The following is a 20196-nucleotide window of genomic DNA, read 5'->3' on the forward strand; positions in this document are numbered from 1 at the left end:
CGCTAGCAGGTGCTTTTTTCTATTATTCCACAGGACGCGTTGCCGGAGCACTGGCCTGATTAACGGCAGAGTGGCCGCCGGCAGAACCTTTGCCGGTAAACTCAAACGCCGGACGTTGCCAGTCGCTGACACGCGGTGCATCCGGAATATAAGCCGGTGCTGGTGCTCGTGTCATCGGTGCAGTGGCGTAATGCTGCGTGATAGTGGTATCCGCTGGCACCAATGCGGCCACCGGTTTCTGAGCAACAGGAGCAGGATCAGCCTCCACAGGAGCATGAATCACCGGCGCTTGTTCGGTCGGCTGAGCATCAACGGATTCATCACCGCTGCTGGCTGTCGTGGCGTCATCAGCAACGACGGTAGCAGGCGTTTCTTCAGCGCGTTCTGCAACATGCGCAACCGGTTCTTCAACCTGTGGCTTCTCAACTTGTGACGTCGGTTCTTGTACTTCTAAAGGCGCTGTAGCCGCCTGCTGTACAGTGCTTTCAACGGGTTGAGTGGCTTCGACTGGGGCAACATCCTGCTGCGCCGATGGAAGTACCGGCGCAGCGGTCGGATTCTCCTCGACCGGGGTGCTGGCAGGTGCTGTATCCAGATCGGTAGTGACATCAGTTGTAGCGACATCAGGTAACGCTGTCAGGGCAGTTGCCAGAACCGGTGCGGCAGACAGTGGCTCATCGGTCGTCGTGTTCAGTTCTTCTACACGCTCTGGTTGCTGTGGTTGCGCAACCGGATAGCGGACCCAGACTTTACCTGAAGCCATTTCTGGTGAAGCAGACGCTTGTGCCAACGGCATCGGCGACTGTGTAGGGTAACGCTCATCGCGGTAACGACGACGGCGCTGACCACTGACGCGCAGATGGCGAGGTGAGCGGCGGGAACGTCGCGGCAAGCCGTTTTCACGGTTATTCTCGGTTGTTACCTCGTTTTCCGTATCGGCCACATCGGTGGCTGAGGTCGCTGACTCCGGCGCTTTCTCTACCTGCGATTCCTCGTAGGATACCGCCAGAGGCAACGCGTCAACATTCTCTACCGTCGCCTCTCCAGCACCAACAGCGCTGCCGTCTTCCACCCTCACTTTCTGGGTCAACTGACGGCGTTGACGACGCGGCATTACCTGTACCGGTTTTTCCTGTTCGGCGGCAATAGCGTCTTCTGGTTCGACGGCGGCCGTATTCAGTTCTTTAACGTCATTCTGTGCCTGACGTTTTTCTTCCTGACGGCGACGTTGGCGTTCAGCGCGTTGCTCACGACGTTGTTCGTCACGTACCGCCTTATCCTGCCCGGATGTTTCTGCTACCGCGGTGGTATCGGCGTCGGCATTTTGTTGCTGTGTACGCTTGTTACGGCGTTGCTCATCACGTTCACCACGTTCACCACGTTCACGCGGTTCGCGATTATCACGGGTACGATCACGTCGGCCAGACTGACGGCGATTGTTTCGACGATCCTGCTTCTGTTCCTGATCGTCAGACTCGGTTTTCGCTGCTTCAGCCGGTTTATCTTTAACGGCATCAGAGGACGCGAACATCCCTTTCAGCGCACCAATAAATCGGCCAAACAACCCGCGCTCGGAAGAGGCTGGTTTTTCCACACTCGGAGCCGGGGTGGTTGGAGCAGGTTGGGCTTCATCTTGTGGAATATCCGGCATCGTGAAGGAGGCCAGAGCCGGTTGTTCCGGTGCCCGACGCTCAGAAACCTGTTCTTCCGTCGCCTGTTGGGATTCTGCATCCAGCAGTTGAGGCAACATGTAGCTCAGGGCCTGCTTTTCTTCACCTTTACGGATGCGCAGTACGGCGTAGTGTGGGGTTTCCATACCGTCGTGCGGGACGATAATAGCGCGTACGCCGCCCTGGCGTTTTTCAATCGCGTTAACGGCTTCACGCTTCTCGTTGAGCAGATAAGACGCGATAGGCACTGGTACAATCGCATGCACTTCTTGGGTGTTTTCTTTCAGCGCCTCTTCTTCAATCAATCGCAGGATAGACAGCGACAGTGATTCGTTGTCACGAATCGTACCGGTGCCGCTACAGCGAGGGCAGACATGATGGCTGGATTCGCCCAGTGAAGGGCTCAGACGCTGACGGGACATCTCCAACAAGCCAAAGCGTGAAATGCGACCAATCTGAATACGGGCGCGGTCTTGGCGAACGGCTTCACGTAGGCGGTTTTCCACTTCGCGTTGATGGCGAACTGGTGTCATGTCGATGAAGTCGATAACGATCAAACCACCCAGGTCGCGCAGACGTAACTGGCGGGCAATTTCATCAGCGGCTTCAAGGTTGGTATTAAACGCGGTTTCTTCGATATCGCCGCCGCGTGTGGCCCGAGCGGAGTTGATATCGATAGCGGTCAACGCTTCGGTGGTATCGATGACGATAGAACCGCCAGAAGGCAGACGGACTTCACGCTGGAAGGCGGACTCTATCTGCGATTCAATCTGATAATGGCTGAACAGCGGAATTTCACCGGTATACAGCTTTATTTTACTGCTGAAGTCCGGACGGCCCAGCGCAGCGATATGCTCTTTGGCCAATTCCAGAATTTTGGGGTTATCGATCAGGATTTCGCCGATATCCGGGCGCAGGTAATCACGAAACGCACGGACAATCACATTACTTTCCTGATGAATCAGGAATGGTGCCGGGCGGCCTTCCGCCGCTTTTTTGATCGCTTCCCAGTGTTTCAGTCGAAACGCCAGGTCCCACTGCAATGCGTCGGCGGATTTACCCACCCCGGCAGTACGGACGATGAGCCCCATGCCGTCTGGCAATTCCAGTGAGCCAAGCGCTTCTTTCAATTCGGTACGGTCATCCCCCTCAATTCGGCGGGAAATACCGCCAGCGCGGGGGTTATTCGGCATCAGCACCAGATAGCTGCCTGCCAGACTGATGAACGTCGTTAAGGCAGCCCCTTTGTTGCCGCGCTCTTCTTTGTCCACCTGAACGATAACTTCCTGGCCTTCACGGAGCACGTCTTTGATATTCGGGCGGCCGTGAGAGTTGTAATTGCTGGGGAAGTATTCGCGTGCGATTTCTTTGAGGGGAAGGAAGCCATGTCGCTCTGCGCCATAATCAACAAAAGCGGCTTCAAGGCTGGGTTCAATGCGGGTGATTTTGCCTTTGTAAATGTTTGCCTTTTTCTGCTCGTGTCCAGGGCTTTCAATGTCCAAATCGTAGAGCCGCTGACCATCAACCAAGGCGACACGCAACTCTTCCTGCTGAGTTGCGTTAATTAACATTCTTTTCATCGTACTTAACTCGTTATTTTTACTTGCATTATTGATAGAGCTGCGGATGAACGCGGTGCATGACCGGAGGGGACCGATGGCCTCGTGTCTTATCGCAGGGGCGTCAACCTCACGGTTGTCGCCTGCATAGAGGCGCATGTTTCGGTAGCCTGTATTTCCTGATGGAATACAGCACGTTTACTGCGGGAACAGCTTCTGAAAATAGGTTGCCAGATCTGATTCCATATGCCGGCCAAGCTGCAAACCACAGCTCGCTAACTGCCTGATTATTCAATACGTCTTACGCCATTGCTGCGTTTATGAGTAATCAGACAAATATAATAATTCCGCAATTTCCCTTGTTTCACCGGAAATCAGCACGGAAAGCAAAAGCATTATTCCATTGCTGATACGTCGATAGCAAGGTGACTTTGCCTGTCAATATAAAGTTTATTGTGCTGTTTTTGACCAAACTGATATCTGTTGATGCTGAAACCAGTCGGGCTATGGACAGTAACAATATCTTCATAAGCCAGACTGACAGTTAACCATAGAAAAAGATGTGGCGCTATCGGTGTGTGCTCTTTAGAATCCGCCTCCATGAAAACAGAGAATCCAACCGTACAATTTCTGACGATCTCCGCCGAAGAAGCGGGCCAGCGGATCGATAATTTTTTGCGTACGCAACTTAAAGGCGTACCGAAAAGCATGATTTATCGCATTTTGCGTAAAGGCGAAGTGCGGGTAAATAAAAAGCGTGTGAAGCCGGAATACAAATTATTGGATGGCGATGAAATTCGCATTCCTCCGGTGCGCCAGTCGGAGCGTGAAGAGGCAGCGGTGTCCGCCAGCCTTGATAAAGTTTCGGCGTTGGCAAACTGCATCCTCTATGAGGATGACTACCTGTTGCTGCTGAATAAACCGTCAGGTACAGCGGTGCATGGTGGCAGCGGGCTCAGCTTTGGGGTGATCGAGGGGCTGAGAGCACTGCGTCCTGAAGCACGCTTTCTGGAACTGGTACATCGTTTGGATCGCGATACATCCGGGGTCTTGCTGGTGGCCAAGAAGCGTTCGGCGCTGCGTTCATTGCATGAGCAACTGCGTGCTAAAGGCATGCAGAAGGACTATCTGGCACTGGTTCGTGGGCAATGGCAGTCACATTGCAAGTCGGTGCAGGCACCGTTGCTGAAGAATGTACTGCAGAGTGGCGAGCGTATCGTGCGGGTGAATAGTGAAGGTAAACCGTCGGAAACCTTGTTCAAGGTGGAAGAGCGGTTCGATTGCGCCACACTGGTACGTGCCAGCCCGATAACCGGCAGAACCCACCAGATTCGCGTACATACGCAACATGCCGGTCATCCGATTGCGTTTGATGATCGCTACGGTGATCGTGATTTTGATGCGCAACTGGCGGATACCGGACTAAAACGGCTGTTTCTCCATGCACAGGCATTGCGTTTCGAGCATCCTCACACCGGTGAAACATTACGCATTGAGGCTCCGCTCGATGCGGGTTTGCGTCACTGCCTGCAGGTTTTGCGACAACGTCAGAGCCAGAAATAACGCGTGCGTTACTGCGCACGTGTTGCCTGACTGGCAGAGTGCACGCACGCGCTCTGCCGCGAAATCTATCCACCATCATGACAATAACGGATTAACGCCTTCTGCGCGTAATAACTCCAGCAGGGTAATGAGCGGTAAGCCGACAAGGGTATTGGGGTCACGCCCCGATAGCCGGTCAAACAAGGTGATGCCAAGCCCCTCGCTTTTAAAGCTGCCTGCACAGTCAAGCGGCTGCTCAATATCAACGTAGCGTTCAATTTCCCGTGTACTGAGTGTGCGAAAGTACACGTCAAACGGCTCAACGACCGATTGCAGATGCGCCGTCGCACTGTTGAATAATGCTAGTCCGGTATAAAAGGTGATGCATTGCCCACTGGCTTGCTGTAACTGGCGTATCGCGTTTTCTGGTGTGTGCGGCTTCCCGGTAATTGCGTTGCCCATCACACAAACCTGGTCGCTGCCAATAATCAGGCGATCTGGATAGCGTTCTGCAAGCGACCTTGCCTTGCCGATGGCCAGTCGGCGAACCAGCTCGGTGGCGCTTTCTCCGGTATCAGGTGTTTCATCGTAATCAGGCGCGGCGCAGATAAACGCCAATCCCAGTTTTTCAAGCAGGGCCTTGCGGTAAACGGACGTGGAGGCGAGTACAATCCGGGACATAAATTTCAACCAGGTCATAGCGTAATCAGGGAAGGCATTTTAAACTGCTTGTCGCTCTGGAAGCGAATTGAGGTGTGCGAAAGTAAATTTGGGTGAAAGCACTGACATCGCCACCTTTTTCTTTGACTCTCCGTCGTTACGACGTTAATATGCGCGCCCTATGCAAAAGGTAAAATTACCCTTAACCCTTGATGCGGTTCGCACTGCTCAAAAACGTTTAGATTATGTTGGTGTCTATACGGCTGAACAGGTGATGCGTGTTGCCGAATCAGTGGTTAGTGTGGACAGTGATGTGAATGCGACGCTGTCATTCAGCATTGACAGCCAGCGGCTGGCGGTGATTGATGGACAGGCTGATGTAACGGTGACGTTGCTGTGTCAGCGCTGCGGCAAGACGTTCGAACATCAGGTCCACACCACGTTCTGTTTTAGCCCGGTCATCAGTGATGAACAGGCCGAAGCCTTGCCGGAGGCTTATGAACCTATCGAAGTCAATGAGTTCGGTGAGGTTGATTTGCTGGCGATGGTTGAAGATGAACTCATCCTCTCTTTGCCCATTGCGCCGGTGCATGATTCTGAACACTGTGAAGTGTCCGAAGCGGATATGGTGTTTGGTCAGTTGCCCGCTGAGGCGGAAAAACCGAATCCATTTGCCGTATTAGCCAGTTTAAAGCGTAAGTAATTAAGGAGTAAGGTCCATGGCCGTACAACAGAATAAACCTAGCCGTTCCAAACGTGGTATGCGTCGTGCTCACGATGCGCTGACCACTTCCGCTGTATCCGTAGATAAAGTTTCCGGCGAAACACATCTGCGTCACCACGTCACTGCGGATGGTTACTACCGCGGTCGCAAGGTTGTTGCTAAGTAATTCTTGCGATTTCGCAAGGAAACACTTTGACGCGCCTAACCTTGGCGTTAGATGCAATGGGCGGGGACTTCGGTCCCTGCGTTACAGTGCCTGCAGCATTGCAGGCACTGGATTCTAATCCAGACCTCCATTTATTGTTGGTCGGCGATCCTTCTGCGCTTACTCCATTACTTGCCAATGTCGATTCCCCTTTATCTTCCCGTCTGGAAATTGTGCCAGCCGAATCGGTGATCGCTGGTGATGCGCGTCCATCCCAGGCTATTCGAGCCAGCAGAGGGACTTCTATGCGCATCGCTCTGGAGTTGATCCGGGAAGGGCGGGCGCAAGCCTGCGTTAGTGCAGGCAATACCGGTGCGCTGATGGGGTTGGCGACGTTACTGATCAAACCGATTGAGGGGATTGATCGCCCGGCATTGATGACGATGTTACCTCATCAGCAGCACGGGAAGAGCGTCGTATTGGATTTAGGGGCGAATGTTGACTGCAACAGCACGATGCTGGTGCAGTTCGCCGTGATGGGGTCGGTCATGGCGGAAGAAGTACTCGGATTGAGGAATCCGCGTGTGGCGCTGCTGAATATCGGTGAAGAAGAGAGCAAAGGGCTTGCCAGTATCCGTGACGCCGCAGCGCAACTGAAAGCGATGCCTTCGATTAACTATATTGGTTATCTGGAAGGTAACGAATTGCTGACCGGCAAAACGGATGTGATGGTCTGTGACGGCTTCGTAGGTAACGTCACGTTAAAAACTATGGAAGGTGTCGTGCGAATGTTTCTGTCTCTCCTGAAGGGGACGTCCGGTGAGGGAGAAGGTCGGCAAGCACAGCCGTGGTGGTTGAAATTTTTAGGGCGTTTTTTGAAAAGGCGCCTGGCCAGGCGTTTTGGACACCTGAACCCTGACCACTATAACGGTGCATGTCTGTTAGGATTACGTGGAACTGTCATAAAGAGCCACGGCGCGGCGAATCAGAATGCGTTTGCCGTAGCGATCGAACAAGCCATGCAGACGGTGCAGCGGCAACTCCCGGAGCGGATTGCGTCGCGACTAAAGGCTGTATTACCCAAGAGTGACTGAGCGTACATGTATACAAAGATTCTCGGAACGGGAAGTTATTTGCCCGAACAAATCAGGACGAATGCTGATTTAGAAAAAATGGTGGATACGTCAGACGAATGGATCGTTACACGTACCGGTATCCGTGAACGCCGCATTGCTGCGCCTGATGAAAGCGTCGCCTCAATGGGGTATCGCGCGGCACAGAACGCACTGGATATGGCGGGCATCGACCAGAGTCAGGTCGGATTGCTTATTGTAGCGACGACCTCGTCCAGCCATGCTTTCCCCAGCTCGGCCTGTCAAATCCAGCAAATGCTGGGAATTAAAGATACCATCGCTTTTGATCTCGCTGCTGCCTGTGCAGGGTTCACCTATGCGTTAAGCGTCGCCGATCAGTATGTCAAAAGTGGTGCGGTGGAGTATGCGCTGGTCATCGGATCTGATGCTTTGTCCAGAACGCTTGATCCGGCCGATCGCGGTACGCTGATTCTTTTCGGCGACGCGGCGGGCGCGGTAGTGCTGGGGCGCTCGCAAGAAGCGGGCATCCTGTCCACTCATCTGCACGCTGACGGCCGTTACGGTGAGCTCCTGGCCTTGCCTTATTCGGATCGGCAAGCGCCCGAACCTGCTTATCTGACGATGGCGGGTAACGAAGTATTTAAAGTCGCTGTAACGGAACTGGCCCATATTGTTGAAGAAACGCTGGATGCGTCTGGCCTTGATAAGAGCAAAATCGACTGGCTGGTTCCCCATCAGGCAAACCTGCGTATTATAAGCGCTACCGCCAAAAAATTAGGTATGGGCATGGATAAAGTGGTGGTAACGCTTGATCGCCATGGCAATACGTCTGCGGCTTCCGTGCCTTCAGCGCTTGATGAAGCTGTTCGCGATGGTCGTATCCAGCGCGGTCAGTTGATTCTCTTAGAAGCATTCGGTGGTGGTTTCACCTGGGGTTCAGCGCTGATTCGTTTTTGATTAATCAGGACCTATTACTATGACGAAATTTGCAATGGTATTTCCCGGCCAGGGCTCCCAGTCTGTGGGAATGCTGGCAGAGTTGGCTGAACAGTTTCCGCTCATCAAAGAAACGTTTGACGAGGCTTCCTCGGTACTGGGATATGACCTGTGGCAGCTTTCCCAACAAGGGCCGGCAGAAGAACTGAATAAAACCTGGCAGACCCAGCCTGCGCTGCTGACCGCATCCGTAGCGCTTTGGCGTGTCTGGCAGCAACAGGGTGGCCCACAGCCGACATTAATGGCGGGCCATAGCCTGGGCGAATATTCCGCGCTGGTGTGCGCAGGAGTACTGGATTTCAAACAGGCGGTTAGCCTGGTCGAACTGCGCGGTAAACTGATGCAGGAAGCGGTACCGGAAGGTACGGGCGCAATGTACGCGATCATCGGTCTTGATAATGACGCGATTGCCACTGCCTGTGCCGACGCGGCGCAAGGCCAGGTCGTTTCGCCGGTGAACTTCAATTCGCCAGGGCAGGTTGTTATCGCCGGTAATAAAGAAGCGGTTGAGCGTGCGGGCGCTGCCTGTAAAGCAGCGGGTGCGAAACGCGCATTGCCGTTGCCGGTCAGCGTGCCGTCACACTGTGCACTGATGGAGCCCGCAGCCCATAAACTGGCGCAAGCGCTGGAGGCTGTGACGTTCAATGCACCGCAGGTACCGGTGGTCAATAATGTGGACGTGTGTGCGGAGTCCGCGCCACAGGCCATCCGCAGCGCACTGGTGCGTCAACTGCACAACCCGGTCCGCTGGACGGAGTGTGTCGAATATATAGCCGCTCAGGGGGTATCAACCCTGGTGGAAGTTGGTCCTGGCAAAGTATTGACCGGGCTGACCAAACGAATCGTCGACAGCCTCACGGCGACGGCGATTAACGATCCTGCTTCCTTATCAGCAGCGCTTGAACAGTAAAAACGGTGAAGATAATGAATTTTGAAGGAAAAGTTGCCCTGGTGACGGGCGCAAGTCGAGGCATTGGTCGGGCGATTGCCGAGATGCTGGCTGCTCGTGGCGCCATCGTTATCGGTACCGCCACCAGTGAGAAAGGGGCGGCGGATATCAGCGAATGGCTGGGGCCGAAAGGCAAAGGCTACGCGTTAAACGTTACGGATAGCGCCTCGATTGAAAGCGTTTTGGCCAGCATCAAAGAAGCGTTCGGCGATATTGATATTCTGGTAAACAATGCCGGTATCACGCGCGATGATCTGATGATGCGCATGAAAGACGATGCCTGGCAGGAAGTGCTGGATACCAACCTGAGTTCGGTTTTCCGCCTGTCAAAAGCCGTGTTACGTGCCATGATGAAAAAACGTTTTGGCCGCATCATTACTGTTGGTTCCGTAATTGGTTCTCGCGGTAACGCGGGGCAGGCTAACTATGCCGCGGCTAAAGCAGGGTTAGTGGGTTTCAGTAAGTCGCTGGCGCAGGAAGTCGCGTCTCGCGGTATTACTGTCAACGTCGTCGCGCCTGGCTTCATTGAAACCGATATGACCCGGGCATTGACCGAGGAACAACGGGCGGGCATTTTGGCGGGTGTTCCTGCCAGCCGTCTGGGTGATCCAAAAGAAATCGCCAGTGCTGTGGCGTTTTTAGCCTCTGATGAGGCGGGCTACATTACCGGTGAAACATTGCATGTCAATGGTGGCATGTATATGATCTGATAAGTAGCACCGTAATTTGCGTTAATTTACAGCGAAAACTGCAAAAAGCACAAAATCTTGGTTCGACCAGTATTGATTTTGTTGCATCTTTTTCAACATTTTATACACTACGAAAACCATCGCGAAAGCGAGTTTTGATAGGAAATTTAAGAGTATGAGCACTATCGAAGAACGCGTTAAGAAAATCATCGTTGAACAGCTGGGTGTTAAGCCGGAAGAAGTCGTGAACAATGCCTCTTTCGTTGATGACCTGGGCGCTGATTCTCTTGACACTGTTGAGCTGGTAATGGCATTGGAAGAAGAATTCGATACCGAGATTCCAGACGAAGAAGCTGAAAAAATCACGACTGTTCAGGCAGCCATCGATTTCATTCAGGCTAATCAGCAGTAATCGAACATATCTAGGCGGTCGTTCGACCGCCTAAGTTTTCTTCTACCTCAGTATCATTTTTTTCCCTCCCTGGAGGATCAGCGTGTCTAAGCGTCGAGTAGTTGTGACTGGTCTGGGCATGTTATCTCCTGTCGGCAATACAGTAGCGTCAACCTGGAATGCTCTGCTTGCCGGTCAGAGTGGTATCAGCCTGATTGATCATTTCGATACTAGTGCCTATGCAACGCGTTTTGCTGGCTTAGTAAAGGACTTTAACAGTGAAGACTTCATCTCGCGTAAAGAAGCGCGCAAGATGGATGCCTTTATTCAATACGGAATTGCAGCAGGCATTCAGGCCATGCATGACTCAGGCCTTGAGGTAACGGAAGCTAATGCGAGTCGTATCGGAGCTGCTATCGGGTCGGGTATTGGTGGGCTGGGGCTGATCGAGGAAAACCATAGCGCATTGATGCATGGTGGCCCGCGTAAAATCAGTCCGTTCTTTGTGCCGTCTACCATTGTGAACATGGTCGCAGGACACCTGAGCATCATGTTTGGTCTGCGTGGACCTACCATTTCGATTGCCACCGCATGTACTTCTGGTGTGCATAACATCGGCCACGCTGCGCGTATTATCGCGTATAACGATGCCGATGTTATGTTGGCCGGCGGGGCTGAAAAAGCCAGTACACCGTTGGGCGTAGGCGGATTTGGTGCTGCGCGAGCGTTGTCGACCCGCAATGAGAATCCACAGGCTGCGAGCCGTCCGTGGGATAAAGATCGCGATGGCTTCGTGCTGGGCGATGGTGCCGGTGTTCTGGTGCTCGAAGAGTATGAGCATGCCAAAAAGCGCGGCGCGAAAATCTACGCTGAGATCGTCGGTTTTGGTATGAGCAGCGATGCCTACCACATGACTTCTCCGCCGGAAAGCGGTGCCGGAGCCGCTCTGGCGATGGAAAACGCATTGCGTGATGCAGGCATTACCACCGATAAAGTGGGTTACATCAATGCACACGGCACGTCTACCCCGGCGGGTGACAAGGCCGAAACGCAGGCGGTGAAATCCGTGTTTGGTGCAGATACCCGTGTGATGGTCAGTTCGACTAAGTCGATGATCGGCCATCTGCTGGGTGCGGCAGGTGCAGTAGAGTCAATCTTCTGTATCTTGGCGTTGCGTGATAATGCCGTTCCACCGACCATTAACCTGGATAACCCTGATGAGGGTTGTGATCTGGATTTTGTGGCGCACGAAGCGCGTCAGGTCGCCAATATGGAATACACCTTGTGTAACTCCTTTGGCTTCGGCGGTACCAACGGTTCTGTGGTGTTCCGAAAAATCTGATGTGATGCTTTAATAAAGAGCCCGGTTCTGCCGGGTTTTTTTTCGTCTGTGCAAAAATAGGAGTATTGCCGCTTGCCGGACACACCGGCGATTGACAGGCTTGCACTCTGGCCGGGGAGGCGACTATGTGGTGGATTGACGGAAAGGCGGAAGGGCAACTGCCGGTATCGGATCGCAGCGTACAATTTGGCGATGGTTGTTTTACTACTGCCAGGGTCGTAGCGGGGCAGGTTGTATGGATGGAGCGGCATATTCAGCGGCTTCAGCAAGCGGTGGAAACATTACTGTTGCCTGAGGTTGATTGGCTGCGTTTGCGCGATGAGATGCAACAAGCGGCGGTGGGCCGTGCGGATGGCGTAGTAAAAGTCATCATTAGCCGGGGTCATGGTGGTCGCGGTTACAGCACCGCGGGCTGTAACCAACCGGTGCGCATCGTGATGCAGGCACCCTACCCACAGCATTACGTCAACTGGCGTCAGGATGGCATTCGGCTGGCGCTCAGCCCGGTACCGCTGGCGCAAAATACGTGGCTGGCGGGTATCAAGCATTTGAACCGACTGGAGCAGGTATTGATTCGCACGCATCTTGAGCGCTCTGGTGCCGATGAGGCGCTGGTGCTTGACACCTCCGGGGCGCTGGTGGAATGCTGTGCCGCTAATTTATTCTGGCGTAAGGGATCGCGGGTTTTTACGCCAGATCTCTCGCTTTGCGGTGTTGACGGTGTGGCACGGCGACATATTATGGCGCTGTTGCAGCTTTCCGCGTTTGAACTCCATGTGGTGTCGGAACCTTTGGAAACGTTGGCGGATGCCGATGAAGTGCTGGTGTGTAATGCGCTGATGCCGGTGATACCCGTGAATCAGGCGCACATCTGGCGTTATCGCTCACGAGAGTTATACGACTTTCTGAGCCCTAACTGTGAGTCATGATGGGTTATGAAGAGAACGAAGTGGGGTCTTGGGATTATTGTTCTGTTGGCGGTGGTTGTCTGGAGCGGGTGGCGGCAAATACAACACTTCGCTGCGTCGCCGCTTATCATCAAACAGGAAACCATTTTTACTCTCCCTGCCGGCACGAATCGTGAAGGATTAAAAGCATTACTGACAGAACAGCATATTATCGACGACAGTCACTGGTTTCCCTGGCTATTACAGTTGGAGCCGGAACTGGCGACGTTTAAAGCTGGAACCTATCGACTGACGCCTGCCATGACCGTGCGCGATATGCTGGCATTGCTGGCCAGTGGCAAAGAAGCACAGTTTTCGCTGCGATTTGTGGAAGGGTCGCGCCTGAAAGACTGGCTGGAAACGCTGAAGTCGGCACCGTATCTCAGGCACACGCTGGATGATAAAACCCCGCAGGAGATTGCCGACGCGATAGGGCTGAAAGATAAACCTAACCCTGAAGGGGGGTTTTACCCAGATACCTACCTTCATACCGCCGGGATGAGTGATAAGTCGATTCTGCAACGTGCACACCAGCGGATGACAAAAATACTTAATGACGCCTGGACCACACGGGATGACGGCCTGCCGTATAAAACGCCGGAGGAATTGCTGGTGATGGCATCATTGATTGAAAAAGAGACCGCGATTAACGAGGAGCGGCCGCTGGTGGCGTCGGTATTTATCAATCGCCTGCGAATGGGGATGCGCTTGCAGACTGACCCAACGGTGATTTACGGTATGGGCGAGAGCTATAACGGCGTTATTACCCGCAGTGCGCTTGAAGCGGCCACACCGTACAATACGTATGTGATTAACGGGCTGCCGCCAACGCCTATCGCCATGCCGGGCAAGGCATCGATTGAAGCGGCCGCGCATCCGGCCAAAACCAGTTATCTCTATTTTGTGGCCGATGGTAAAGGTGGACATACGTTTACCACGAATCTGAACGATCATAATCGCGCCGTGCAGGCATATCGTTCCGCGCAGGCAGCGGCCGCCGGAAAGGAAAAGAATGAACAGTAAATTTATTGTGATTGAGGGCCTGGAAGGGGCGGGTAAGACCAGTGCTCATGCCGTGGTTGTGGAAACACTGCGCGAGTTTGGTATCGACGATATCGTTTTTACCCGTGAACCCGGCGGTACGCCATTAGCGGAAAAATTGCGTACGTTGATCAAACAGGGTGTGGCAGAAGAAAAGCTCACGGACAAAGCAGAATTGCTGATGTTGTACGCTGCTCGCGTGCAACTGGTGGAGAACGTGATCCGCCCGGCGCTGGCGCGCGGTGCCTGGGTGGTTGGCGATCGCCACGATCTCTCGTCCCAGGCTTACCAGGGCGGAGGGCGGGGAATGGATCCGCAGTTGATGGCGTTATTACGAGACACGGTGCTGGGCACTTTTCGTCCTGACTTGACGCTTTATTTGGATATTCCACCTGAGCTGGGGCTAAAACGCGCCCGCCAGCGCGGTGAACTGGATCGTATCGAGCAGGAGTCGCTGGCGTTTTTCGAACGAACCCGTGCCCGTTATCAGCAATTGGCGGCGGCCGACAACAGTATTGTTACGGTTGACGCGTCCCGCGGGCTGGAACAGGTCAACGCCGATATTCGTCGGGTGCTCCGTGACTGGTTGCAGCAGCTAATCGGGCGAGGGGAGTGAGCGGTTGATGGAGTGGTATCCCTGGCTGAATGCCCCTTACCGACAGTTACTGGCGTCGCATCAGGCAAAGCGTGGTCATCATGCGGTGTTGTTGCAGGCTATCGAGGGGATGGGGGAGGCGTCGCTGGCGTATGCCTTCAGCCGGTGGCTGCTGTGCCAGCAGCCGGAAGGGGCTAAAAGTTGCGGACGTTGCCACTCTTGTGGATTGATGAGCGCGGGGACCCACCCTGACTGGCACACCCTCAGTCCCGAAAAAGGGAAGCACAGTCTGGGTGTTGACGCGGTGCGTGATGCACTAGAGCCGGTGTACCAACGTTCGCGGCAGGGGGGGGCCAAGGTAGTTTGGCTACCATCGGCGGAAAGCCTGACTGAAGCGGCAGCCAACGCGTTGCTGAAAACGCTGGAGGAGCCGCCAGCACAGACCTATTTCCTGTTGGGGTGCCGGGCACCGGGTCAGTTACTGGCGACGTTGCGCAGCCGCTGTTTGCATTTATATCTGGATGTACCGACTGAGGTACAAGGAATGCAATGGCTGCGTACGCGCGGGTACGCTGATGAAATTGCATTACAGACCGCATTGCGGTTGTCGGCAGGGGCGCCGCTGGCGGCCGAGGCGTTGCTGCAACCTGACCACTGGAAGGCACGTCAATCGGTCTGTCAGCAGTTAAGCCAAAGCCTGCAATCGGGCGATGCGCTGACGCTGTTGCCCGTATTGAATCATGATGATGCCGAACGCCGCATTCACTGGGTTAGTACCGTGTTTCTGGATGCGCTGAAATGGCGCTATCAGGCGGCTGGCCAGCGAACCAACCAAGATCAGGCGCCGTTAGTGGCGCAACTGGCATCACAATGTGGCGACGCCCGCTTGCATGCCAGTCTGCGGTGTTGGTTGCAGTGTCGCCACCAACTGGTGTCGGTGACTGGCGTTAACCGCGAATTGTTATTAACGGAACTGTTGTTGACGTGGGAGTCGTTATTGTCGTCCCCCACGCTGCCGATTCCGTCACCTTTTTCCTGAATACCGGAAGTCCTGATTATGTTGTTAGTCGATTCCCACTGCCATCTTGATGGTTTGGATTATCAGTCCCTGCATCGCGATGTGTCTGATGTATTGAACAAGGCACGTGAGCGTGATGTGGGCTTTTTTCTGGCGGTAGCCACCACGTTACCCGGGTTTCGCGCGATGACCGAGTTGATTGGCGAGCGTGACGATGTGGCGTTTTCCTGTGGAGTACACCCACTCAGCCAGGAAACACCGTATGATTTCGCTGAACTGCGTACACTGGCGGCGTTGCCGTCGGTGGTGGCATTAGGTGAAACCGGGTTGGATTACTATTATCAGCAGGATACCGTCTCTTCGCAGCAGGCGTCGTTTCGTGAACACATTCGCATCGGCCGGGAATTGAACAAACCCGTTATCGTGCATACCCGCTCTGCGCGTGAAGATACGCTGGCTATCCTGCGCGAAGAGAAGGCCGATGAGTGCGGCGGTGTACTGCACTGCTTTACCGAAGACCAGGAAACAGCGAAGAAACTGCTGGATCTCGGGTTCTACATTTCTTTTTCCGGGATTGTGACCTTCCGTAATGCCGAGGCACTGCGAGACGTTGCGCGCTATGTGCCGTTAGACAGGCTATTGATTGAAACCGATTCTCCGTGGCTGGCGCCTGTTCCCTATCGTGGCAAGGAGAACCAGCCCGCATACGTGCGTGATGTCGCGGAGTATCTGGCTGTTCTCAAAAATGTCAGTCTCGAAAAGCTGGCATCCTCCACCACCGAAAACTTCGCCCGTCTATTCCATATTGATCCTGCACGGTTGACCGTGGCGTGATCCTGGTTGAGAATACGCGAGTTTTTTTTGGCTTCGTAATTAATCGCTAATAATCCCTGCCATTTGTCGTGTTTACTGCACGGTGGTAGGGCTAATTTTTGGCGTTAGATCACAAACTATAAGACTTCTGATAGTAACGTGGGTTTCCCATGAGTTGAAACGTGACTGCTATCAAACATTTGATGCAACATTTATTTTACTCTGCGTAAAAATTAATGAGGATGCATATCACATCCCGACCGCGTGAAGGATGACCTCCCCACCTTCAGGTGAACTGTCAGAAACTATCAGAAATAGAAGCACTATTACTCAGGAGCACTCTCTATTATGTTCAAGAATGCATTTGCAAACCTGCAAAAAGTAGGTAAATCGCTGATGCTGCCAGTGTCTGTGCTGCCTATCGCCGGTATTTTGCTGGGCGTCGGGTCAGCCAACTTTAGCTGGTTGCCGACGGTTGTTTCCAGCGTGATGGCGCAGGCAGGCGACTCTGTTTTTGCCAATATGCCGCTGATTTTTGCCATCGGTGTGGCACTGGGCTTCACCAACAATGACGGTGTATCGGCGCTGGCGTCGGTAGTGGCTTACGGCATCATGGTGAAAACCATGGCAGTGGTAGCACCGCTGGTGCTGCACATGTCACCGGCTGATATCGCCGCTAACCACATGGCCGATACCGGCGTGTTGGGTGGGATTATTGCTGGTGCGATTGCCGCTTATATGTTCAATCGTTTTTACCGTATTCGCTTGCCTGAGTACCTGGGCTTCTTTGCCGGTAAACGTTTTGTGCCGATCATTTCTGGTTTGACCGCCATCATCACCGGTGTGGTGCTGTCGTTCATTTGGCCGCCGGTGGGTAGCGCGATCCAGACATTCTCTAAATGGGCGGCTTACCAGAACCCGGTGCTGGCATTCGGTATCTACGGTATCGTAGAACGTAGCCTGGTGCCGTTTGGTCTGCATCATATCTGGAACGTACCGTTCCAGATGCAGGTTGGTGAATTCACCAACGCGGCAGGTCAGGTATTCCACGGCGACATTCCGCGTTATATGGCGGGTGACCCGACGGCGGGAAAACTGTCAGGCGGCTTCCTGTTCAAGATGTATGGTCTGCCTGCGGCTGCGCTGGCTATCTGGCATTCGGCGAAACCGGAAAATCGCGCCAAAGTGGGCGGTATCATGATTTCCGCTGCGCTGACTGCGTTCCTGACCGGTATTACCGAGCCTATCGAATTTTCCTTTATTTTCGTGGCACCGATCCTGTACGTCATCCACGCTATTCTGGCTGGTCTGGCGTTCCCGATTTGTATTCTGCTTGGTATGCGTGACGGTACCAGCTTCTCTCACGGTTTGATCGACTTCATCGTTCTGAGCGGCAACGGCAGCAAACTGTGGCTGTTCCCGATTGTGGGTCTGTGCTACGCCGTGGTGTATTACACCATCTTCCGCGTGCTGATCGCCAAACTGGATCTGAAAACCCCGGGTCGTGAAGATTCTGCATCCGAGCAGTCTGCTCAGGGCGGTTCTGAAATGGCTGCGTCGCTGGTATCGGCATTCGGTGGTAAAGAAAACATCACCAACCTGGATGCGTGTATTACTCGTCTGCGTGTCAGCGTGGGCGATGTGTCCAAGGTTGACCAGGCCGAGTTGAAGAAACTGGGCGCGGCAGGTGTGGTGGTAGCTGGCTCCGGTGTACAGGCTATCTTCGGCACCAAGTCCGATAACCTGAAAACCGATATGGATGATTACATCCGCAATCACTGAAAGGTCCGTCGCCATTGACGGATGACAGGGAGTTGACGAAAGGGGCTGCGGCCCCTTTTTTATTGCTGCCGATTTTTTATTGCCATCGATATTGTGCCTTTAAATTCCCACCTGACCGAACAGAATCGTTTCCCCTCACAGGATATTCAGCAGTAGGATGATTGACGCTGCCGCGTGTCATGTAACCGTTGGCTTATCATCACCGGTAGCGCGATAACCAACGCCGCCCTGAATAACCATATCGTTGGAATAACAACATCGTCCATCAGCGGCGTATCACAACATCACTTTTTCAGAGGGAACAGGATGCAGATTTCAGCTGAGCGCTTGACGCAGATAGCGTATGAACTGTTACGTCATGCCGGGTGCGAGCATGATGAGGCTGAGTGTGTGGCGCACCATCTGGTTGGCGCGAATCTCAAAGGGCACGACAGCCACGGGGTCGGCATGTTGCCGGAATACGTCAGTTTTATCGCCGCCGGTAACATGCACCCCAATACCCCGGCCCGTTTGGTACAGGACGGCGGTGCGGTATTGCAGTTTGCGGGCGATCGCGGGTTTGGGCAACGAACCGGGCGTGAGGCGATGCAGGCGGCGATTGAGCGGGTGAAAACCACCGGTGTGTGCCTGATGACACTGTCGTCAACCTGCCATCTGGGGCGGATCGGGACGTACGGTGAAATGGCGGCGCAGGCTGGCCTGATTTCGATTCATTTCGTTAATGTCAGTGATATTGCGCCGCTGGTAGCACCGTTTGGCGGCAGTGACGCCCGCTTTGGCACCAACCCCATTTGTATCGCCTTCCCGGGCAGCGACAACAACCCTGACTTTATTCTGGATTTTGCCACCAGCGTGGTAGCACTGGGTAAGACACGCGTAGCCTGGCTGGCGGGAAAAACCTTTGATGAGCCGGTGATGTTGGACCGTGATGGTCATCCGAGTGCAGACCCACGGATCATGTGGGAAGGGGAGCAACCCGGTGCGCTGCTACCGATCGCGCGCCACAAAGGCGGCGGTCTGATTCTGGCCGCGGAATTACTGGCCGGCATTATGTCTGGTGGCGGCACTATCCACCCGGGTAACCCGCGCGAAGGCGCGATAGTAAACAACATGACCACGATTCTAATCGACCCGACGAAGTTAGTGGGCATGGCGTGGTTGCAACAGGAGTATGATGCCATGCTGGCTTATGTTCGTGCGTCACGCGCGCCGGACTCGTCCGCGCCGATCCTGATTGCCGGAGAACCTGAGCGTCAGGCGCGTGCGCAACGTCTGGCTGACGGTATCGTCATTTCTGAAGGTGAGTGGCGAAAAATTACCGATGCCGGGTGTTCGTTGGGAATGTCGGCGGCATTTTTCGCGGCGTAATACCCCCGCTAAGGCATGGCATAGGCTGGCAAAGAGAGTTGAAAAGTATTGGATTTATCACTCATACTGCAAGCCGTTTCGCGCAAGAGCGCTCGTTTTTAAAGGAACTGTGTTATGGCTGAAGAAACCATTTTCAGTAAGATCATTCGTCGGGAAATCCCCGCCGATATCGTTTATCAGGACGAACTGGTGACGGCTTTTCGCGACATCGCCCCCCGCACTCCCACCCATATTTTGATTGTACCGAATGTACTGATCCCCACGGTGAATGAGGCTGCGCCAGAGCACGAGGCCGCGCTTGGTCGAATGATCACGGTCGCGGGTAAGATTGCGCATCAGGAAGGCATTGCGGATGACGGCTATCGTCTGATCATTAACTGCAATCGTCACGGTGGGCAGGAGGTGTATCACATTCATATGCATCTGCTGGGCGGTCGCCCGCTGGGGCCGCTGCTGGCTGGTTGATACGGTCATGCGTAAGGTATTACCCGAAAGCGTGTTACCGGGCATATGGGTCGCTCTGCTACTGGGGATGTCACTTGTTGGATGCAGCAGGACGACCAGTCTGAACATTAATTCCAAACAGACATTGGTGCTGGATGCCGCGGTACTGGCTGCGGGCATCCGTGCTGCCAGTCTGTCGCTGTCGCGTGACAACGCAGGTCAGCAGGCGTCGGCGCGTGTCAGCAATACGTCTACACAGCCGGTAACGCTGCACTATCAATTTTATTGGTATGATCGCCAGGGACTGGATGTACCGCCGCTGAATATCAACCAAACGGTGGTGATCCCTGCTCATACGGATATCTCCCTTGTGGCCACGCATGCTAATCCGGCAGCCAGCCAGGTACGGCTTTATCTTTTTCTCTGA

The 20196-nt window shown here is 54.0% G+C and carries 20 protein-coding genes; 18 read left to right on the top strand and 2 right to left on the bottom strand.

Annotated features, from left to right (window positions below; genetic code table 11):
* Positions 1–22: 22 nt before the first annotated feature.
* Entirely contained in the window at positions 23–3250 is a 3228-nt protein-coding gene (gene rne / locus DD586_RS07835; RefSeq protein ID WP_012884273.1) for a ribonuclease E, read from the bottom strand.
* 579 nt (positions 3251–3829) lie between these two features.
* On the opposite strand from rne, the gene rluC reads away from it, so the two are divergent.
* A complete protein-coding gene (gene rluC, locus DD586_RS07845) occupies positions 3830–4792 on the top strand; it encodes a 23S rRNA pseudouridine(955/2504/2580) synthase RluC (RefSeq protein ID WP_012884274.1) in 963 nt (320 codons plus the stop codon).
* Positions 4793–4867: 75 nt separating this feature from the next.
* Here the strand turns inward: rluC and DD586_RS07850 are convergent, their stop codons facing one another.
* Positions 4868–5452, bottom strand: coding sequence for a Maf family protein (locus DD586_RS07850; protein ID WP_041164857.1), 585 nt, complete (start codon positions 5450–5452; stop codon positions 4868–4870).
* A gap of 160 nt (positions 5453–5612) precedes the next feature.
* On the opposite strand from DD586_RS07850, the gene yceD reads away from it, so the two are divergent.
* The 17 genes from yceD to DD586_RS07935 all read left to right on the top strand — a co-directional run bounded on the left by yceD (position 5613) and on the right by DD586_RS07935 (position 20196).
* On the top strand, positions 5613–6134 hold the full coding sequence (gene yceD / locus DD586_RS07855) for a 23S rRNA accumulation protein YceD (protein WP_012884276.1): 522 nt from the start codon (positions 5613–5615) through the stop codon (positions 6132–6134).
* 16 nt (positions 6135–6150) lie between these two features.
* A complete protein-coding gene (rpmF, locus tag DD586_RS07860) occupies positions 6151–6321 on the top strand; it encodes a 50S ribosomal protein L32 (protein ID WP_012769343.1) in 171 nt (56 codons plus the stop codon).
* Between the two features lie 26 nt (positions 6322–6347).
* The gene (plsX, locus tag DD586_RS07865; RefSeq protein ID WP_012884277.1) at positions 6348–7394 is read left to right on the top strand and encodes a phosphate acyltransferase PlsX; all 1047 of its coding nucleotides are present in this window, start codon (positions 6348–6350) and stop codon (positions 7392–7394) included.
* 6 nt (positions 7395–7400) lie between these two features.
* A complete protein-coding gene (locus DD586_RS07870; RefSeq protein ID WP_012884278.1) occupies positions 7401–8351 on the top strand; it encodes a beta-ketoacyl-ACP synthase III in 951 nt (316 codons plus the stop codon).
* Positions 8352–8370: 19 nt separating this feature from the next.
* Positions 8371–9300 (top strand): ACP S-malonyltransferase, encoded by a 930-nt coding sequence (gene fabD / locus DD586_RS07875; protein ID WP_012884279.1) that lies wholly within the window; start codon positions 8371–8373, stop codon positions 9298–9300.
* Between the two features lie 14 nt (positions 9301–9314).
* Positions 9315–10049 carry a 3-oxoacyl-ACP reductase FabG gene (fabG, locus tag DD586_RS07880; RefSeq protein WP_012884280.1) on the top strand — a complete coding sequence of 245 codons (735 nt, stop codon included), beginning with the start codon at positions 9315–9317 and terminating at the stop codon, positions 10047–10049.
* A gap of 154 nt (positions 10050–10203) precedes the next feature.
* The gene (acpP, locus tag DD586_RS07885; RefSeq protein WP_012765204.1) at positions 10204–10440 is read left to right on the top strand and encodes an acyl carrier protein; all 237 of its coding nucleotides are present in this window, start codon (positions 10204–10206) and stop codon (positions 10438–10440) included.
* An 82-nt stretch (positions 10441–10522) separates the two neighbouring features.
* The gene (gene fabF / locus DD586_RS07890; protein ID WP_012884281.1) at positions 10523–11761 is read left to right on the top strand and encodes a beta-ketoacyl-ACP synthase II; all 1239 of its coding nucleotides are present in this window, start codon (positions 10523–10525) and stop codon (positions 11759–11761) included.
* Positions 11762–11886: 125 nt separating this feature from the next.
* Complete coding sequence (pabC, locus tag DD586_RS07895) at positions 11887–12690, top strand: aminodeoxychorismate lyase (protein ID WP_012884282.1); 804 nt, start codon at positions 11887–11889, stop codon at positions 12688–12690.
* A gap of 6 nt (positions 12691–12696) precedes the next feature.
* The gene (gene mltG, locus DD586_RS07900; RefSeq protein ID WP_012884283.1) at positions 12697–13731 is read left to right on the top strand and encodes an endolytic transglycosylase MltG; all 1035 of its coding nucleotides are present in this window, start codon (positions 12697–12699) and stop codon (positions 13729–13731) included.
* Complete coding sequence (tmk, locus tag DD586_RS07905) at positions 13721–14365, top strand: dTMP kinase (protein WP_012884284.1); 645 nt, start codon at positions 13721–13723, stop codon at positions 14363–14365. Before mltG ends, tmk begins: the two co-directional genes overlap by 11 nt.
* A 7-nt stretch (positions 14366–14372) precedes the next feature.
* Positions 14373–15383: a DNA polymerase III subunit delta' gene (gene holB / locus DD586_RS07910; protein ID WP_012884285.1), complete on the top strand. Its 1011-nt coding sequence runs from the start codon at positions 14373–14375 to the stop codon at positions 15381–15383.
* Between the two features lie 18 nt (positions 15384–15401).
* Positions 15402–16196 carry a metal-dependent hydrolase gene (locus DD586_RS07915; protein ID WP_012884286.1) on the top strand — a complete coding sequence of 265 codons (795 nt, stop codon included), beginning with the start codon at positions 15402–15404 and terminating at the stop codon, positions 16194–16196.
* A gap of 327 nt (positions 16197–16523) precedes the next feature.
* Positions 16524–17957: a PTS glucose transporter subunit IIBC gene (gene ptsG / locus DD586_RS07920; protein ID WP_012884287.1), complete on the top strand. Its 1434-nt coding sequence runs from the start codon at positions 16524–16526 to the stop codon at positions 17955–17957.
* Between the two features lie 306 nt (positions 17958–18263).
* Positions 18264–19325 carry a malate/lactate/ureidoglycolate dehydrogenase gene (locus tag DD586_RS07925; RefSeq protein WP_012884288.1) on the top strand — a complete coding sequence of 354 codons (1062 nt, stop codon included), beginning with the start codon at positions 18264–18266 and terminating at the stop codon, positions 19323–19325.
* A gap of 114 nt (positions 19326–19439) precedes the next feature.
* On the top strand, positions 19440–19790 hold the full coding sequence (gene hinT / locus DD586_RS07930; protein WP_012884289.1) for a purine nucleoside phosphoramidase: 351 nt from the start codon (positions 19440–19442) through the stop codon (positions 19788–19790).
* Positions 19791–19797: 7 nt separating this feature from the next.
* Positions 19798–20196 carry a YcfL family protein gene (locus DD586_RS07935; RefSeq protein ID WP_012884290.1) on the top strand — a complete coding sequence of 133 codons (399 nt, stop codon included), beginning with the start codon at positions 19798–19800 and terminating at the stop codon, positions 20194–20196.

Origin of the sequence: Dickeya parazeae Ech586, from assembly GCF_000025065.1 — a bacterium.
GTDB classification, from domain to species: domain Bacteria; phylum Pseudomonadota; class Gammaproteobacteria; order Enterobacterales; family Enterobacteriaceae; genus Dickeya; species Dickeya zeae.

What these genes read in the sequence shown, in the direction of transcription:
- rne (WP_012884273.1), bottom strand. Translation starts at nt 3,250, where the DNA reads ATGAAAAGAATGTTAATTAACGCAACTCAGCAGGAAGAGTTGCGTGTC.
- rluC (WP_012884274.1), top strand. Translation starts at nt 3,830, where the DNA reads ATGAAAACAGAGAATCCAACCGTACAATTTCTGACGATCTCCGCCGAA.
- DD586_RS07850 (WP_041164857.1), bottom strand. Translation starts at nt 5,452, where the DNA reads ATGTCCCGGATTGTACTCGCCTCCACGTCCGTTTACCGCAAGGCCCTG.
- yceD (WP_012884276.1), top strand. Translation starts at nt 5,613, where the DNA reads ATGCAAAAGGTAAAATTACCCTTAACCCTTGATGCGGTTCGCACTGCT.
- rpmF (WP_012769343.1), top strand. Translation starts at nt 6,151, where the DNA reads ATGGCCGTACAACAGAATAAACCTAGCCGTTCCAAACGTGGTATGCGT.
- DD586_RS07870 (WP_012884278.1), top strand. Translation starts at nt 7,401, where the DNA reads ATGTATACAAAGATTCTCGGAACGGGAAGTTATTTGCCCGAACAAATC.
- fabD (WP_012884279.1), top strand. Translation starts at nt 8,371, where the DNA reads ATGACGAAATTTGCAATGGTATTTCCCGGCCAGGGCTCCCAGTCTGTG.
- fabG (WP_012884280.1), top strand. Translation starts at nt 9,315, where the DNA reads ATGAATTTTGAAGGAAAAGTTGCCCTGGTGACGGGCGCAAGTCGAGGC.
- acpP (WP_012765204.1), top strand. Translation starts at nt 10,204, where the DNA reads ATGAGCACTATCGAAGAACGCGTTAAGAAAATCATCGTTGAACAGCTG.
- pabC (WP_012884282.1), top strand. Translation starts at nt 11,887, where the DNA reads ATGTGGTGGATTGACGGAAAGGCGGAAGGGCAACTGCCGGTATCGGAT.
- mltG (WP_012884283.1), top strand. Translation starts at nt 12,697, where the DNA reads ATGAAGAGAACGAAGTGGGGTCTTGGGATTATTGTTCTGTTGGCGGTG.
- tmk (WP_012884284.1), top strand. Translation starts at nt 13,721, where the DNA reads ATGAACAGTAAATTTATTGTGATTGAGGGCCTGGAAGGGGCGGGTAAG.
- holB (WP_012884285.1), top strand. Translation starts at nt 14,373, where the DNA reads ATGGAGTGGTATCCCTGGCTGAATGCCCCTTACCGACAGTTACTGGCG.
- DD586_RS07915 (WP_012884286.1), top strand. Translation starts at nt 15,402, where the DNA reads ATGTTGTTAGTCGATTCCCACTGCCATCTTGATGGTTTGGATTATCAG.
- ptsG (WP_012884287.1), top strand. Translation starts at nt 16,524, where the DNA reads ATGTTCAAGAATGCATTTGCAAACCTGCAAAAAGTAGGTAAATCGCTG.
- DD586_RS07925 (WP_012884288.1), top strand. Translation starts at nt 18,264, where the DNA reads ATGCAGATTTCAGCTGAGCGCTTGACGCAGATAGCGTATGAACTGTTA.
- hinT (WP_012884289.1), top strand. Translation starts at nt 19,440, where the DNA reads ATGGCTGAAGAAACCATTTTCAGTAAGATCATTCGTCGGGAAATCCCC.
- DD586_RS07935 (WP_012884290.1), top strand. Translation starts at nt 19,798, where the DNA reads ATGCGTAAGGTATTACCCGAAAGCGTGTTACCGGGCATATGGGTCGCT.